This window comes from Dyadobacter flavalbus, from assembly GCF_006149045.1.
GTDB lineage: Bacteria > Bacteroidota > Bacteroidia > Cytophagales > Spirosomataceae > Dyadobacter > Dyadobacter flavalbus.
Genome location: NZ_VBSN01000049.1, coordinates 312,829 through 330,105, shown reverse-complemented (window position 1 = coordinate 330,105; position 17,277 = coordinate 312,829). Strand labels below are relative to the sequence as shown.

The window sequence follows — 17,277 nt, the reverse complement described above, 5'->3', positions numbered from 1 at the left end:
CTGTTTAGAAGTGCCAAAAGTTTACGGGACAAGCACTGGCATCTTTTGAATATAATTCAACAAAAAGAATCCAGCCTGGCTGCAGAGCGGCTCCCTGTTTGTAGCAATATGCATTTTTGATCTTTGTTGGCCCCGGCGGGGCCGCCTGAACATGTAATGCAGGTAGCGGAACCATTCTTGACATGCCGGGAATCTTTCAAGTTTTACTTGAACCCAATGGATAACCAATGAAAAGACTTCTAGTCGCATCAGCAATGAAAAATGCTTTCAGCTTAAACTCCTTTTAAAGCTTTTACCAACTCATTCTAATGTCAAAAATATATTTGTAGTATTTGCTCCGTTTAGTAAACGGAAAGATACAATTATGGGTAAATGCTTGTAGCTTAATGTTTTTTACGATTAATTATTTTCGTTATCAAACTCAACCTGTCTTATGAATCTACTTTTCCATGAAAAATTGCGTTATTCAGAGCTTTGCGGAACGGTCTGCATCAAGGCAATAAAGAAGCAGAAATTGCTCTTAACAGTTGCATTGTTCTTTCTTGTAACATCCATTCTGATTGCGCAGCCAGCTATTGAATGGGACCGAACCTATGAACCCGGCTCTGATTTTACACCCAATACGGTATGCGCTACCGATGATGGCGGTATCATTGTAGGGCAATCAGTTAACTCGACGGCCTCGAATTATGCCGTCACCAAATACAATGCTGCTGGTGAAAAGGAATGGAATAAAGTATACGGAGGGGAAGGACGCGATGTGCTGAGTGCGATTATTCAGACAAGCGACGGAGGCTACTTGCTTGGCGGCACTTCCGGCTCCAACAAAGGCCCGGATAAGTCTGAGAACAGCTATTCAGGTGCTGATTACTGGATCATCAAAATTTCGGCCAATGGTACCAGGCAATGGGACAAAACGCTTGGCGGCAGCGGTATAGATAATTTAACTACATTAAAACAGACAACGGATGGCGGCTATATTGTTGGCGGCAGTTCCCTTTCACCTGAAAGTGGCGTAAAATCAGAAATTAATAAAGGAGAATACGATTACTGGGTTGTTAAAATCACTTCAAACGGAACAAAGGAATGGGATAAAACCATTGGCGGATCAAATTATGATCAATTGGTTTATGTTGACCAGACTGCAAACGGAAATTATATACTGGGCGGATACTCTGTTTCTTCCAGCAGTGGTGAAAACTCGGATTATACAGGGGGTAATAAGTACTATTATTATAATTACTGGATTGTACAATTGTCCAAAGATGGTTTGAAGCTTTGGGACAAGACCATTGGAAGCCCTGATCTTGACATACTAACTTCCATGCAGCGCACTTCAGACGGAGGGTACATATTGGGCGGCCAGTCTGCTTCACCAAGCCCTGGCTTGGACAAGTCGGAAAAAGGCATAGGCGGGGATGATTTCTGGGTAGTTAAGATAAACGCAAACGGGAAAAAGCTGTGGGACAAAACCATTGGAGGAAAAGCGAATGATTTGCTAAAATCAATTAAACAAACATCTGACGGAGGTTATATTATTGGTGGCGACTCAGAATCGGGCAAAGGCGGCAACAAGAAGGAAGGACTGAAAGGAATCCGTGATTACTGGGTTGTAAAACTAACCTCGGCCGGTAAACTGGACTGGGAAAAAACCATTGGTGGTGCAGCAAATTCTTCCAGTGAACTGCTTGCCGCCATTCCTGCATGGGGCGGCGGATACCTGCTGTGCGGAAATACGACGAGTGAAGTGTCAGGCAATGATAAAACGGCTTTCTCGACAGGAGGCGGTTTATGGGTGGTTAAGCTGCTTTCGGAAACCAACACCAAAGCCCTGGCTTTTTCTTCCGGAGCACTGGATTATGTGAATACGGGAAGTACAACTACGCCACCGCAATCCGTAACCCTTTCGGCCAATACAGGAACGCCTGCTGTAAACCTTAAAAAGACCAGAGCCGAATGGCTGACGCTTCCTGCACCCTCACGGGGTACTTTGCCGTTTTCGGTTAAACCGAAAGGTCTTTCAACAGGTAATTATTCAACTGTAGTTACGGCAACGTCTCCCGGTTATGCGCGGGCTTTGCTGAAAATCAATCTTGTCGTAAACGATGCAACCACGCTGCCTGTGCTCGAACCCATCGGTGACAAAGAACTGAGTCGTGGCGATACACTTGCATTTACGGCCAATGCTACTTCCGCATTTGGGCAAACAAAAGTGTTTTCACTGGTGGGCGCGCCGCAAGGTGCAACGATCGGGGCATCCAGCGGCGTATTCAGCTGGGTACCTCAAAGTCCGGGAACTTATCAGTTTGTCGTTAAAGTAAGTATCGTCAATTTGCCGCAATTATCCGATGAGGAAACCATTACGGTGAAAGTACCGGACCCGTCCAGTCTGCCCGCCATCCGCATTAATGCAGGCGGCGGTATTTACACGGCATCGGACGGGCGTGTTTTTGAAGCTGATCAGTATTATGAAGGCATCGACCGCACCAGCACGATTGCTGACGTGGATATATTAAACACGACGGACGATGAGCTGTACCGTTCGGGACGCAGTTCGGATTATTTCAACTACAACATTCCGGTTACAAACGGCATCGTCAAAGTTACGCTTCATTTTGCCGAAATATACTGGGGCGTGTTTGCCGACCGTCCGGCCGAGATAAACAGACGCCTGTTCAATGTGAGTGCGGAAGGAGCGGTCAAACTGAACAATTACAGTATCATCGGCCGTGCAGGCGGGGCTTTGCGTGCCGTACAGGAAACTTTCGAAGTGGAAGTGATTGACGGTGTTCTCAATCTGGCTTTCAGGTCAACAGCTGAAATGCGCGACAAGCCGCGCGTGTCGGCCATTGAAGTGGAGTTTGTCAATACTACTTCAATATCGCCGGTTGCAGATGCGGATGTCAGTTATGGTGTGAATGCCAATACAAACTATGGAAATGAACCCACATTAAGCGTTAAAGCGACGAGCGTACCGGAGCTTCACCGGGTATCCTTTCTTAAATTCTCGCTGGCCGGTTTCAGCGATATAACCGGTGCAAAATTCCGCATCTACGGCTATAATCATCAGGCGGATACGAGGGTGAGTCTGAATGTGGCAGGACTGGATAATGACGACTGGACCGAGACCGGCATCACTGCCAGTAATGCCCCAGCCGGCGTGACAACTGCATTGGGAACGTTGAGCGTGACCCGCAAACCGGAATACTTTGAACTCGGCATTACAGAATTTGCCAAAGCCCAGCTTGCGCGTGACAAAACGCTGACCTTGCGGATTGATCAGACATTCGGCGGCAAAAGGATCATATTCAACAGCAGGGAAAATGCTGTGAACAGACCGGAACTGATCATCAATACAATCGGGCCTGTGGGTTCTGTTACAAGGCTTGCTGCGGAAGAAGTACCAAATGAAACTGCTGAATCCGGCGAGGAAAGTTCTGTCATTTACCCGAATCCGGTACGTACGCATTTCACGCTACATGTTGGAAACCAGCATCAGGAAGCCATTGCTTTGCAGCTTTTCAATGAAGCCGGAAGGGCTTACAACATCAAAACGCATGAATCGCTGCACGCAGGAACAAAAGCCGAAATCAGCATTGCGGATCTTTCTTTGAATGAAGGAATTTATCTTCTGAAAGTACAGTCCGTTTCAAAGTCGGAAGTGCTAAAAGTAGTGGTGGTCAAATAAGCAGGTTAATAAAAATTTCCTTGTGAAGGCATCCGGATTTTTCGGGTGCTTTTATTCATTGATTTGTAGTAAACAGAGATAAACTTACGCTTACATTCATAATCATTCCATGCTCATCTGAAATTATAACCGGTTAATTATGATGCATTTACATTTACCAACTTCCTGTTTTACCCATACGCGCCTGATCAGTCGGCGGCGCATCGACTTACGGATTATTAAGAGTGTCAGACACAGGCAAAAGCAATCCGGATTCCGGAATATTTGTTTGATGAAATTAGGCATTTTGCTGCTTTCAGCATCTTCGCTACTGGCACAGCCTGCCATTGAATGGGACAAGATTGCGGGAACAAGCATTGTCACTTCATGCAGTACTTCCGACGGCGGAGCCATGCTGGGAAGCAATGTGCAGTTTGGTGTAACGGATACCGATTATTTTATTACCAAGGTTAATGCGGCGGGTGTAAAGGAATGGGAAAAAACATTTGTCGGAAACCGTACGGACGAACTCGTATCCATTATCCAGACTTCCGACGGCGGGTATTTGCTTGGCGGCACTTCGGGTTCGAACGCCGGTTTTGACAAGTCGCAAAATGCGTACTCCAACGAGGATGTCGATTTCTGGATAATAAAGATTTCCGCCAACGGTACCAAGCAATGGGACAAAACGTATGGCGGCACCCGTACCGATATCCTGAAATCAATGAAGCAGACCACGGACGGCGGCTATATCATTGGTGGCAGTTCTATCTCAGGACCTAGCGATGTTAAAACGGAGGATCCAAAAGGGGAGTACCAGGATTACTGGGTAATTAAAATCAGTTCAACGGGAGCAAGGCAGTGGGATAAAACCATTGGCGGATCAAACTATGATGAATTGTCCGTTGTAGACCAGACTGCCGGCGGAGGGTATATTCTTGGAGGAATTTCCATGTCCCCAAGAAGCGGAGACAAAACATCAGATTCCAAGGGCTATGGAGATTACTGGATTGTAAAATTATCCCCGAATGGTTCTCAGCAATGGGACAGAACAATCGGTGGAAACTATGAGGATCGGCTGGTATCACTGGAACACACCACCGATGGCGGCTATTTACTGAGCGGAACTTCGAATTCCGGAAAAGGAGGAGATAAATCAGAACCGGGATTAGGTGAAACAGATTTCTGGATTGTCAAGATAAATTCAGACGGGATCAAGCAATGGGACAAAACGCTTGGAGGAACCGATAATGAAACGTTGAGAACAGCCAGACAGACTTCTGATGGCGGATATATAATTGCTGGCCATTCGGTATCAGGCAAAAATGGTAATAAAACTACGGTGCTCAAATCGCAAACGGATTACTGGCTGGTAAAACTGAATGCAAACGGCACTAAGATATGGGACAAGTCTATTGGTGCCGCTGCCCGTTCTTCCAGCAATCTGGTTTCGGTGCTTCCGGCAAAGGATGGCGGGTTGCTGTTAATTGGAAATATAGACATTTATGACTTTGGTAACAATAAAACCGCATCCGGATCTGGTGCATGGATCGTGAAGCTGGTTTCGGAATCAAACACCAAAAAGCTGATATTTTCTGCTTCTTCACTGCAATTTATCAATTCTGGAAACACGACTACGCCTACGCAATCCGTCAATCTCAGGGCCAGTTCCGGCACGCCCGTTGTAACCCTTAACAAATCACTGGCCAGCTGGCTGCCTGTGCCGACATCGTCGCTGGGTTCTTTGCCTTTTAAAGTAAATCCTACCGGTATTCAGCCCGGCAAATACAAAGCGGTTGTTCATGCGACAGCACCCGGATATGCAAGGGCCATCATTACGGTCAATCTTCAGGTTAACGATGTGACTACGCCGCCGACGCTTGATCCGATTGGCAATAAAGAATTGCTCGCCGGACAAGTGCTGAGATTTACAGCTTTGGCAACGTCGGCTTTGGGGCAAACAAAAAAGTTTTCATTGGTAAATGCGCCGCAAGGAGCAGCAATCGATACATCAACCGGTGTCTTCAGATGGGTAACTCCGCAGGTTTCAGGCACTTATCAGTTTAACGTTAAAGTAAGCAGTAACACTACGCCGGTATTAACCGATGAGGAAACGATAACTGTAAAAGTAACAGAACCAGAGCAAGTAGTCCCGATCCGGATCAATGCAGGCGGTGGTGACTACACGACGGCCGACGGCCATTTCTTTGAAGCCGACCGGTATTTTGAAGGAGTTGACCGCACCAGTTCCGTTGCAAATGTGGATATTCGGAATACGGCGGATGACGAACTGTACCGGTCTGCACGCAGTTCAGAAAGTTTCAGTTATAACATTCCGGTTTACAGCGGTAAAATGAAAGTGACACTCCATTTTGCGGAAATATACTGGGGCGTTTATCCAGGACGTATTGCCAGGCCAGACCGGCGTAAGTTTAGCGTACTTGCCGAAGGACTGAGCAGAATTAGTAATTACAGTATTCTAACCAAAACAGGAGGGCCGTTGATTGCCGTAAAGCAGACTTTTGAAGTTATTGTTACAGATGGCCGTTTGAACCTTGATTTTATTAAAATCAGTGACCAGCCAAGTGTTTCAGCCATTGAAGTGGAAATGCTTCAGCCGCTTTATGTAACACCCTTATCTCCGGTTGCAGATTCCTATGTAGTAAGTACTCAAGGAGGTGCAAATTTTGGCAAAGAGCCTAATTTACAAGTTGAATCATATTATTACATACCTTCTGAAAAACGACATGCCTATATCAAATTCTCATTAGCTGCTTTTACTGACATAACCAGTGCAAAGATTCGTATATACACGCAAAGTGCTGTGAACAGAAATAACTTATTTGTTGATGTAATCGGTCTGGATAATGACAACTGGACAGAAACAGGCATTACATGGGACAATGCGCCAAAAGGTGTTCAGACAACATTAGGTCAGATTGACTTGTCGAGAAAGGCTAAGTATTTTGAACTGGATGTTTCCACTTTTGCCATGGCCCAACTTGCAAGTGATAAAACAGTAACTTTCAGAGTACAGGATAACAAGAATCGAGAATTTAAGGTAGAATTCAACAGCAGGGAAAATGCGGTTTATCCGCCAGAGCTGATCATCGCAACAACCAGCCCAGTCAGCTCCGTTACAAGGCTTGCCGCGGAAGAAATGCCAAAAGAAACTGCCGAAGCTGGTGCTGAAAGTTCTGTCATTTACCCCAATCCGGTTCGTACGCAGTTTACACTTCACATCGGAAACCAGCATCAGGAAGCTGTTACTTTGCAGCTTTTCAATGAAGCCGGAAGGGCGTACAATCTGAAAACGCCTGAAGTGCTGCACGCAGGAACAAAGGCTGAAATCAGCATTGCGGATCTTTCGCTGGATAAAGGAATTTATCTTCTGAAAGTACAATCCGTTTCCAGGTCGGAAGTGCTGAAATTGATGGTCGTTAAATAAATGAACTAATGATTGTTTTCTTTAAAAGTACCCGAATTTTTGCGGGTGCTTTTATTCATTGATTTGTAGTAAACAAAGATAAACTTACGCTTACCTTTATAATCATTACGTACTCACCTGAAATTATAACCAATTAATCAATATGTATTTACATTTATCAACTTCCTGTTTTGCCCATACGGGCCTGATCAGCCGGCAGCAGCCTGATTTACAAATGATAAAAAGCACCGTGTACCGGCTAAGGCGGTCCGGTTTTTGGAATCTGTGTTTGATGATATCAGGCGTTCTGTTGTTTGCTGCATCTTCACTTATGGCACAGCCCGGCATTGAATGGGACAAAGCTTATGAACCCGTTCCGGGTCTGCAGCCCAAAATTGTATGTCCTACCGATGACGGCGGTATCATTGTAGGGCGGGCACTGTATCCTTCAGACGATGCAAATTACATTGTTGTAAAATACAATGTAAATGGAAATAAAGAATGGGACAAAACATTTTCCGGAAATAAACGGGATAATCTGAACACAATCATTCAGACCACAGACGGAGGCTATTTACTTGGCGGCTCTTCCAACTCGGATAGTGGCCAGGATAAAACCGATAATGCTTTTGCATCTTCTGTGGATTACTGGATTGTCAAGATCTCGGCCAATGGCAGCAAAGAGTGGGACAAAACCTATGGCGGAAGCCGTGCTGATAATGTAAGATCCCTGAAGCAGACAAAGGATGGCGGTTATCTGGTTGGCGGTATTTCTCTTTCATCCAGGGATGGCGTAAAGTCAGAATCCAGCAGAGGTGCTCATGATTTCTGGGTTATTAAAACTACTTCAGACGGCACCAAGGAATGGGATAAAACCATCGGAGGAAATATGGCGGACAGCCTGGTTTATGTGGATCAGACTGCCAGCGGAAATTACATTCTGGGCGGTACCTCACTTTCAGGCATCAGTGGAGATAAAACGGATGGTGACGCAATCAATCATGAATTCTGGGTTGTGCAATTGGCACCAAACGGTTCGAAGTTATGGGACAAGACATTTAACGGCTATAATTATGATAACATGAAATCTATGGACCGTACTTCCGACGGAGGCTACATCATCGCCGGCGAGTCTGCTTCCCCGATCGGCGGGGACAAAACGGAAAATGGATTCGGTTATCTTGATTACTGGGTGATAAAGATCAATGCAGACGGAGACAAACAGTGGGACAAAACACTCGGAGGAACAGGGAGAGAGCTTCTAGCTTCAGTGAAGCAAACCCCGGACGGCGGTTATATTGTCGGGGGCAGTTCCAGTTCAGATAAAAGTGGCAACAAGACAGAAGCACGTAAAGGATCTACGGATTACTGGATTGTAAAATTAAATTCGGATGGCAGCATAGCCTGGGACAAAACCATTGGCGGGGCAAGGGATACCAACAATCAGCTGATTGGTGCTTTTCCTGCATGGGATGGCGGATACCTGCTGTGCGGAACTTCGGCAGGGATAGTTCCCGGCAATGACAGAACGGTGGCTATGACCCATTCAACCGAATTATGGGTCGTAAAGCTGGTTTCAGAATCCAACACCAATGCACTGGCATTTTCTTCCGGCTCACTCAAGTTTATTAGCAACGGAAACAGCACGACTCAAACGCAATCCGTTACGCTTTCGGCAAATACCGGAACGCCTGCTGTAACCCTCAGTAATTCCAAAGTCAGCTGGCTGACGCTTCCTGCACCTGCACGGGGTTCTTTGTCTTTTACGGTAAATCCCGAAGGTCTTTCTCCTGAAAAATATACCTCCCTCGTTGCAGCAACGGCTTCCGGTTATGCACGGGCTTTGCTGAAAGTCAATCTGCATGTTAATGATGTAACGACACCGCCTGTATTACATTCCATCGGAGACAAGGAAGTAACTGCCCCGGATACCCTTACATTTACAGCAAAGGCTACAACAGCAAACGGCCAAACCAAACGGTTTTCACTGATTGGCGCGCCTGAAGGAGCAACGATCGGCGAATCCAGCGGGGTTTTCAGCTGGGCTCCTCTTGTTGCGGGCACTTACCAGTTTGTAGTCAGGATCAGCGTTGCTCAGGTACCGGAACTGTATGATGAGGAAACGATTTCCGTAAGAGTACTGAATCCGGCCGCTGCAACTTCCGTCCGCATCAATGCAGGCGGCGGTGCTTACGCCACCTCCGACGGGCGTATTTTTGAGGCGGATAACTATTACAGTGGCATCGACCGCACCAGCACGATTGGTGCTGACGTGGATATTCTGAGCACAACGGACGATGAACTGTACCGTTCAGGCCGTAGTTCGGATTATTTCAACTACAACATTCCGGTCAAAAACGGCATTGTAAAAGTGACACTCCATTTTGCAGAAACCTACTGGGGTGTATATCCCGGCCGTCCGGGCGATAAGGACAGGCGCCGGTTCAATGTAAGTGCGGAAGGTGTGGTGAAGCTGGACAATTACAGTATCATCGGTCACGCAGGCCAGCCTTTAAATGCCGTACAGGAAACTTTCGAAGTAGTGGTTATTGACGGTGTTCTTAATCTGGCTTTCCGGTCAACAGCTGAAATGCGCGACAAGCCGCGGGTATCGGCCATTGAAGTGGAATTTGTTAATTCCATACCAACAATCATCACGCCGGTTGCGGATTCTTACGTCAGTTATGGCGTCAATGCCAATACAAATTATGGAAAAGAGCCCACATTGGATGTCAAAGCGACGAGCGTACCGGAGCTTCGCCGGGTATCCTTTCTTAAATTCTCGCTGGCCGGTTTCAGCGACATAACCAATGCAAAGTTCCGCATCTACGGTTATAATTACCAGGCCGACACCAGGGTTAATCTGAACTTGATCGGACTGGATAATGACAACTGGACCGAGACCGGCATCACTGCCAATAATGCGCCATCCGGCGTATCGACTGCACTGGGAACGTTGAGCGTGACCCGCAAACCGGAATACTTTGAAGTCAGTATCACCGATTTTGCCAAAGCCCAGCTTGCCCGTGACAAAACGCTGACTTTACGGATTGATCAGACATTCGGCGGCAAAAGAATCATATTCAACAGCAGGGAAAATGCCGTGTTCAGGCCGGAACTGGTCATCAATACGAGTGAGCCCGTGAATTCTGTTACAAGGCTTGCTGCGGAAGAAATGACAAATGAAACTGCTAAAACTGGCGCGGAAAGTTCTGTTATTTACCCGAATCCGGTACGTACGCAATTCACGCTAAATATAGGAAACCAGCATCAGGAAGGAGTTTCTTTGCAGCTTTTCAATGAAGCCGGAAGGGCTTATAACATCAAAACAACTGAGTTGCTGCACGCAGGAACAAAGGCCGAAATCAGCATTGCGGATCTTTCCTTGAATGAAGGAATTTATCTTCTGAAAGTACAGTCCGTATCCAAGTCGGAAGTGCTGAAAGTAGTGGTGGTGAAATAAATAAATTAATGATTATTTTCTTTCAAAAGCACCCGGATTTTCCGGGTGCTTTTATTCATTGATTTGTAGTAAACAGAGATAGACTTACGCTTGCCTTTATGATGGTTACATACTCACCTGAAATTATAACCGGTTAATATTTATGCATTTACATTTACCAACTTTCTGTTTTCCCGACCTGAGTCAGATCATCGGGCGCATTGACTTACGGATTATTGAAATTGTCGGGCACAGGCAAAAGCAATCCGGATTTTGGAATTTTTGTTTGATAAAATTAGGCATTTTGCTGCTTGCCGCATCTTCACTCGTAGCACAGCCTGCCATTGAATGGGATAAAAGTTACGGGCCTGTTCCTGATTTCATACCTAGCATCGTATGCGCAACGGATGATGGCGGTATCATTGTGGGACGATCACTTTCTTATATCAGCTTTTCAGACTACAATGTTGCGAAATATGATATAGATGGAAATAAAGAGTGGGACAAAACATTTTCCGGAAATAAACAGGATATTCTGAAGGCAATTATTCAAACCACAGACGGAGGCTATTTACTGGGTGGATCTTCCAACTCCAATGACGGCCAGGATAAAACAAATAATGCTTATTCATCCTCTATAGATTACTGGGTTATCAAAATTTCGGCCAATGGCACCAAACAATGGGACAAAACCTATGGAGGAAAAAATGAAGATGCGCTGAATTCATTGAGGCAGACAAAAGATGGCGGATACATTCTTGGTGGAACTTCTCTTTCATCCAATGATGGTATGAAGTCTGAAGCCAGAAGAGGCGATTACGATTACTGGGTTATTAAAGTCGCGTCAGACGGCACCAAAGAATGGGATAAAACCATTGGAGGAAGGGGAAGAGATGCTTTGGTTTATGTGGATCAGACTGCCAGCGGAAATTACATCCTGGGCGGTACCTCTTCTTCCATGAAAAGCGGAGATAAAACAGATGCCAAAGGATATAGTGATTACTGGATCGTACAATTGGCACCGGACGGTGCGAAACTGTGGGACAAGACTTACGGTGGTCCCAATGATGAAACATTACAGTCTATGGACCGTACTTCCGACGGCGGATACATCCTGGGCGGCATTTCTAATTCCAATGCTGGCATGAGCAAAACCGAACCCCGAAACGGCTTCAATGATTTTTGGGTCGTTAAAATAAATGCAAACGGAGAGAAAGAGTGGGACAGAACGCTTGGAGGAGAAATGGTCGAGGTTCTTAAATCAGTCAAGCAGACTCCTGACGGCGGCTATATAGTCGGTGGCAATTCCCCATCAAATGCAAGCGGCAACAAGACAGAAGCAAAAAAAGGACTCAATGACTACTGGATTGTAAAACTAAACCCGGCCGGAACCATCGTGTGGGACAAAACCGTTGGCGGAGCAAAAGAAACCAACAGTCAGCTGATTGCTGCTTTTCCTGCATGGGACGGCGGATACCTGCTGTGCGGAACTGCGGCAGGCATCATTGCCGGTAATGACCGAATAGAGGCTTTATCCAATGAAACGGAATTGTGGGTAGTGAAGCTGGTTTCAGAAACCAACACCAAGGCACTGGCATTTTCTTCCAGGTTACTCAAGTTTACCAATGACGGTAACATCACTACGCCGGAGCAATCTGTTAATCTTTCAGCCAACACAGGAACGCCTGCTGTAAAGCTCAGGAAGTCACAGGCTGACTGGCTGACGATTCCTGCACCTTCGCGTGGTTCTTTACCGTTTACAGTGGATCCGGCAGGTCTTTTACCCGCTAAATATACCTCCTATGTGGCGGCAACTTCTCCCGGTTATGCACGGGCAATATTGAACGTCAATCTTCACGTGAATGATGTAACCACACCGCCAGTACTGAATCCTATTCCTTACCAGGAATTGAAAGCCGGCGATACACTTACATTTACGGCAAGGGCTACAATGGCTATCGGACAAACAAAACGGTTTTCGCTGATAGGCGCACCGAAAGGTGCAACGATCGGGAAATCCAGTGGCGTTTTCAGCTGGGTACCTCAAAGTTCGGGTATTTACAAGTTTGTAGTCAGAATCAGCGTTGCTGCTGTACCGGAATTATATGATGAGGAAACCGTTACGGTGAAAGTCGTGAATTCGGGCGGTGTAAATTCCGTCCGCATCAATGCAGGCGGTAGTGCTTACACTGCATCGGACGGACGTGTTTTTGAGGCGGACAATTATTATGACGGTGTAGACCGCACCAGCACGATTGCTGACGTGGACATTCTGAACACGACGGACGACGAGCTGTACCGTTCGGGACGCAGTTCGGATTACTTCAACTACAACATTCCGGTTACAAACGGCATCGTCAAAGTGACACTCCATTTTGCCGAAGTATACTGGGGCGTATATGCCAACCGTCCGGCCGAGATAAACAGGCGCCTGTTCAATGTGAGTGCCGAAGGAGCGGTAAAACTGAACAATTACAGCATCATCGGCCGTGCAGGCAGGGCTTTGCGTGCCGTACAGGAAACTTTCGAAGTAGAAGTGATGGACGGTGTTCTTAATCTGGCTTTCAGGTCCACATCGGAGAGGCGTGACAAGCCGCGCGTGTCGGCCATTGAGGTGGAATTTCTTGGATCGATGTCAACAGCTACTTTATCGCCGGTTGCGGATGCGGATGTAAGTTATGGCATCAATGCCAATACCAATTATGGAAATGAACCTACATTAAGTGTCAAAGCTACGAGCGTTCCGGAGCTGCAGCGGGTATCATTTCTCAAATTCTCACTGGCTAATTTCAGCGATATAACCAGTGCAAGATTTCGCATCTACGGCTATAACCATCAGGCGAATACGAGGGTCAGTCTGAATGTGGCAGGACTGGATAATGACGACTGGACCGAGACCGGCATCACTGCCAGTAATGCGCCAACCGGCGTGACAACTGCATTGGGAACGTTGAGCGTGACCCGCAAACCGGAATACTTTGAAGTCGGTATAACGGAATTTGCCAAAACCCAGCTTGCCCGGGACAAAACGCTGACCTTGCGGATTGATCAGACATTCGGCGGCAAAAGGATCATATTCAACAGCAGGGAGAATGCCCAATTCAGGCCGGAACTGGTCATCAATACGAGTGAGCCCGTGAGTTCTGTTACAAGGCTGGCCGCGGAAGAAGTGGACAACAATACTGCTGAATCAGGCGCGGAAAGTTCTGTCATTTACCCCAATCCGGTGCGTACACAGTTCACGCTTCAGGTCGGAAACCAGCATCAGGAAGCTGTTGCTTTGCAGCTTTTCAATGAAGCCGGAAGGGCGTACAACATCAAAATGCATGAGTTGCTGCACGCAGGAACAAAAGCCGAAATCAGCATTGCGGATCTTTCCTTGAATGAAGGAATTTATCTTCTGAAAGTACAGTCCGTTTCAAAGTCGGAAGTACTGAAAGTAGTGGTGGTGAAATAAAGCAGTTTAGCATATCCGTTAAAAAAGCATCCGGAATCATCCGGGTGCTTTTTTAACGGGTTTTTAGTAAATTGAAAATAAACTTACGCTTACCTGAATGAAGCTGAAAAAGCCGTACACTTTCCGGAAGCAGTTTGCCCAATCATATTTTGCTGAAATAAATAGAATGCATTTCAATGCATGTTGATGTAGCTTTGCGGGCTTTCGTGTGCTGTATGCACGGTTATTGCCGTACATTTCCCGCTGGCACTGTCAATATCAAAGGTGATTCCTTTTTCATTATCATCAAAAACCTGTAATCCTTTCTGCCGGGCAGTGAGATCGTCTACTTGTTTCAGCGTGTAACTTCTCTTTATGTCAGTCAGTAATGTACCGGTTGCAACGCCATCGCCGGTTCTGAACCAGGGCGAGCTTACCATGATCTTTTTTATGCGGCTAATGTCTTCGTTGCCCATATTGCGGCCTGCAAAAACGGCTGTACGATGTTTGCCGGCATCTTTGCTATACCACGCCATCAGCGCACTGCCCATGGCTGCGTCCGATGAATCCGGACGGCCCAGCCTCGTAATGGCACTGTCAACGGGCAAACCGATCGTCAGGTGCCCGATGCCTTTTCCCGGCGTTATCAGCTGATCCGGTTTTACTTCAGATTCTACAGAAACTGAAGCGGTCGTATCCGTGTTGACTGATGCTTTATCCGCAGGTTTGTTACAGGCAAGCATGATCATGATGATTACTGTTGAAAATAAGATCTTCATACAAATGAAACGGGTGAGCCAGCTGCAAAGTTACAGGCCGCAGCACCTGAATCTACTGCTGCTTTGCTTTGAAGCGGTTTTTTGATGTTCCTAACAGGTACTATCCGGATCTGAGTGCAAGATAGGGTATTTATGTGACCGAACTTATACTTGGAACATACAAATGAATTCCGGGATTATAAAGGCTTGTATGTGCGCAGTTCTGGCCGGGAACAAAATGAAATGGTTTAGTTTTACAAAACAAACAGGAACAGCTGAATGACTATGGAACAAAATAATGGTGAACACAAAAATGCCCAAAGCCCGTTTGTTCAGACCTACTTTCACGGAACCAAAGCGGACCTGAAAATCGGGGACTTTATTCAAACCGGTTTTAATTCCAACTTTGGCCAGAGAAAAAATGCCGCGTATATTTTTCTGACAGCAACGCTGGATGCGGCTGTCTGGGGCGCTGAGCTGGCCTTTGGAGAAGGGGGCGGGAGAATTTATCTGGTGGAGGCAACAGGGCCCATTGAAGACGATCCGGATCTCACGGACAGAAAATTTCCGGGAAATCCGACAAAATCGTATCGTTCGCAACATCCGTTTAAAGTCGTGGGTGAAGTTACCGTATGGCAATCCCATCCGGCAGAACAAGTAAAAGTCATGAAAGACGCTTTGGCGAAACTTAAAGAACAGGGAATTGAATCACTGAACGACAACTGAGCTGGCCCCGGGTTTTCCTGCTGAAAAGTTTAAACCGGCTTTTCAATGTAAGGGCTTTCTGATGCTACTGAGACGTATTTGTGATCATCAGTTTTTGCCTTTTATTACAAAAAAATACAGCAAACGCATCCGTTTGCTGTATTTCGGCTTGTCCAAGGCAGGCCTTTGAAAAGCTGCGCCTGAGACAACATTTTTCTATACTTTAACCGGCTATTTTTCCAGCCATACCGCATCGTTGATGTCGTCTTTGCCTCCGTACTGGCTGTCGATGGCCGCTTTGTAATTGGCAGCATTGGTTGTACGTTCAGAAATCGGGTACTGCCAGCGCGTGGCGATCCTTCCTGAATTGCCTGTTCCAACGCCTGTCATGAACTTGGGAAAACCGGTCCGGCGGTAATTCAGGTAGGCTTCCAGCCCCGAATTCATGAAGAAAGCAAGGTATTTTTGCGTTATGATCTGTTCCAGACCGGCCACATTGTTTCCGCTGTACTTCACCAAAGGTTGCGCATAGTAAGTATCAAAATTAAAATCAACCGTATAGCTTGTGAAATCACCGGCTTCCTTGCCTCCGGTACGCGAATACTGCATCGTGTTGGTGCCATCCTTGATGCCATAAAAATTCATGGAGGCTTTTATCCCGTTCTGATACCACTGTTCGGAGTTACCGGTTGTCCAGCCACGATTGATCCCTTCTGCAATATTGAAACACATTTCAGGGTAACCCACAATGAATACATTTTCTCCCGTGTAAGTGGAATAGTAACGCGACCGGCTCTGAAACGAATAGGCTCCCGGCGCATACCCGGGACCATTGTTGATCCCCGCCTTTGCAGACATGTCTGAAAGGTCTTCACCGGAACTCGCACCAACGTAAGCAGAATAATCCGACGGAGATTTTCCTGCTTTCAGCTGGGCTCCTGCCGGCTCCGTGGTGATCATCACCCGCGGATCTTTGCGGGCAGACAATAATCCGACATAAGTGGCAGCCATATTCTGGCGGGTTGCATCAAAACCGAAGTTGTCGGGATTGGAAGGATACTTGTTGTAATTGTTTGACACGAACTGCAGATTGTCGTTCATGCCGGACAATAACGGATATTGGGTCGGGTTGTTTATGATTTCTGCAAACTGTCCTTTCACGTTCAGATCGGCATCCGCCTGTTTTTTGCTCAGGCGAATGAGTATCCGCAGTCTGAAGGCATTGATCACTTTCTGCCAGTTGGCGAGTTTTCCGGCAAAGTAAAAGTCACCTTCAACTGTTGTTTCGCCTTTGGCAATCAGTGCGGTAATGTCGCTGTTGGCTTCATTCAGCAAGGACAGGATCTGAGTATAAATCTGCTTCTGGGAATCGTATTTCGGATTCAGGTTCGTCCTGCCGGTCAGGGCTTCGGTCATGGGAAGATCACCTGCTCTGGCCGACATCTGGTCCATAAAAAATGCCCGGAAAAATTTGCCCAGTGCAGCATACCCGTTGACGTCTGCCGCGCCGGTTTTCTTATGTTCCAGCTCCATTTGCACCACGTTTTTCAGCGTGGAATAATGGTTTGTAAACGATGACCACTGGTACTCATTGTTGCCGTAATAGTTGTAATTGATGGCATAAAACTGGTTCCAGCGCATTTCTGCGGAGAACGGTCTTCCGGTATTGTTGTACATGTCCCATTCAATTCCCTGCAGGATCAGAGAAGCGGGTGCCGAAATGGCCCGGTTGGGATCTTTTTCCAGTTCTTCGAAACTCCGGTTACAACTGGTCGCTATGAGGGCAGTCAGTGTAAAAAGGAGGTATTTTATCTTGTTTCCACGTATGGTCAGCATAGTATT

General features: G+C 46.5%; 7 protein-coding genes. 5 read left to right on the top strand and 2 right to left on the bottom strand.

Annotated features, from left to right (window positions below; translation table 11 throughout):
- Window positions 1–433: 433 nt before the first annotated feature.
- The 4 genes from FEM33_RS17140 to FEM33_RS17125 all read left to right on the top strand — a co-directional run bounded on the left by FEM33_RS17140 (window position 434) and on the right by FEM33_RS17125 (window position 13,993).
- Window positions 434–3,688 carry a CBM96 family carbohydrate-binding protein gene (locus tag FEM33_RS17140; RefSeq protein ID WP_139013215.1) on the top strand — a complete coding sequence of 1,085 codons (3,255 nt, stop codon included), beginning with the start codon at window positions 434–436 and terminating at the stop codon, window positions 3,686–3,688.
- A 271-nt stretch (window positions 3,689–3,959) separates the two neighbouring features.
- Window positions 3,960–7,115 (top strand): CBM96 family carbohydrate-binding protein, encoded by a 3,156-nt coding sequence (locus tag FEM33_RS17135; protein WP_161597174.1) that lies wholly within the window; start codon window positions 3,960–3,962, stop codon window positions 7,113–7,115.
- A gap of 271 nt (window positions 7,116–7,386) precedes the next feature.
- Window positions 7,387–10,557, top strand: a complete 3,171-nt coding sequence (locus FEM33_RS17130) for a CBM96 family carbohydrate-binding protein (RefSeq protein WP_161597173.1) — start codon at window positions 7,387–7,389, stop codon at window positions 10,555–10,557.
- 142 nt (window positions 10,558–10,699) lie between these two features.
- Window positions 10,700–13,993, top strand: a complete 3,294-nt coding sequence (locus tag FEM33_RS17125) for a CBM96 family carbohydrate-binding protein (protein ID WP_139013212.1) — start codon at window positions 10,700–10,702, stop codon at window positions 13,991–13,993.
- A 173-nt stretch (window positions 13,994–14,166) separates the two neighbouring features.
- On the opposite strand, the gene FEM33_RS17120 is transcribed toward FEM33_RS17125, so the two are convergent.
- On the bottom strand, window positions 14,167–14,751 hold the full coding sequence (locus FEM33_RS17120; protein ID WP_139013211.1) for a hypothetical protein: 585 nt from the start codon (window positions 14,749–14,751) through the stop codon (window positions 14,167–14,169).
- A gap of 264 nt (window positions 14,752–15,015) precedes the next feature.
- On the opposite strand from FEM33_RS17120, the gene arr reads away from it, so the two are divergent.
- A complete protein-coding gene (gene arr / locus FEM33_RS17115) occupies window positions 15,016–15,456 on the top strand; it encodes an NAD(+)--rifampin ADP-ribosyltransferase (RefSeq protein WP_139013513.1) in 441 nt (146 codons plus the stop codon).
- A gap of 210 nt (window positions 15,457–15,666) precedes the next feature.
- On the opposite strand, the gene FEM33_RS17110 is transcribed toward arr, so the two are convergent.
- Entirely contained in the window at window positions 15,667–17,271 is a 1,605-nt protein-coding gene (locus tag FEM33_RS17110; RefSeq protein WP_139013210.1) for a SusD/RagB family nutrient-binding outer membrane lipoprotein, read from the bottom strand.
- Window positions 17,272–17,277 lie beyond the last annotated feature (6 nt).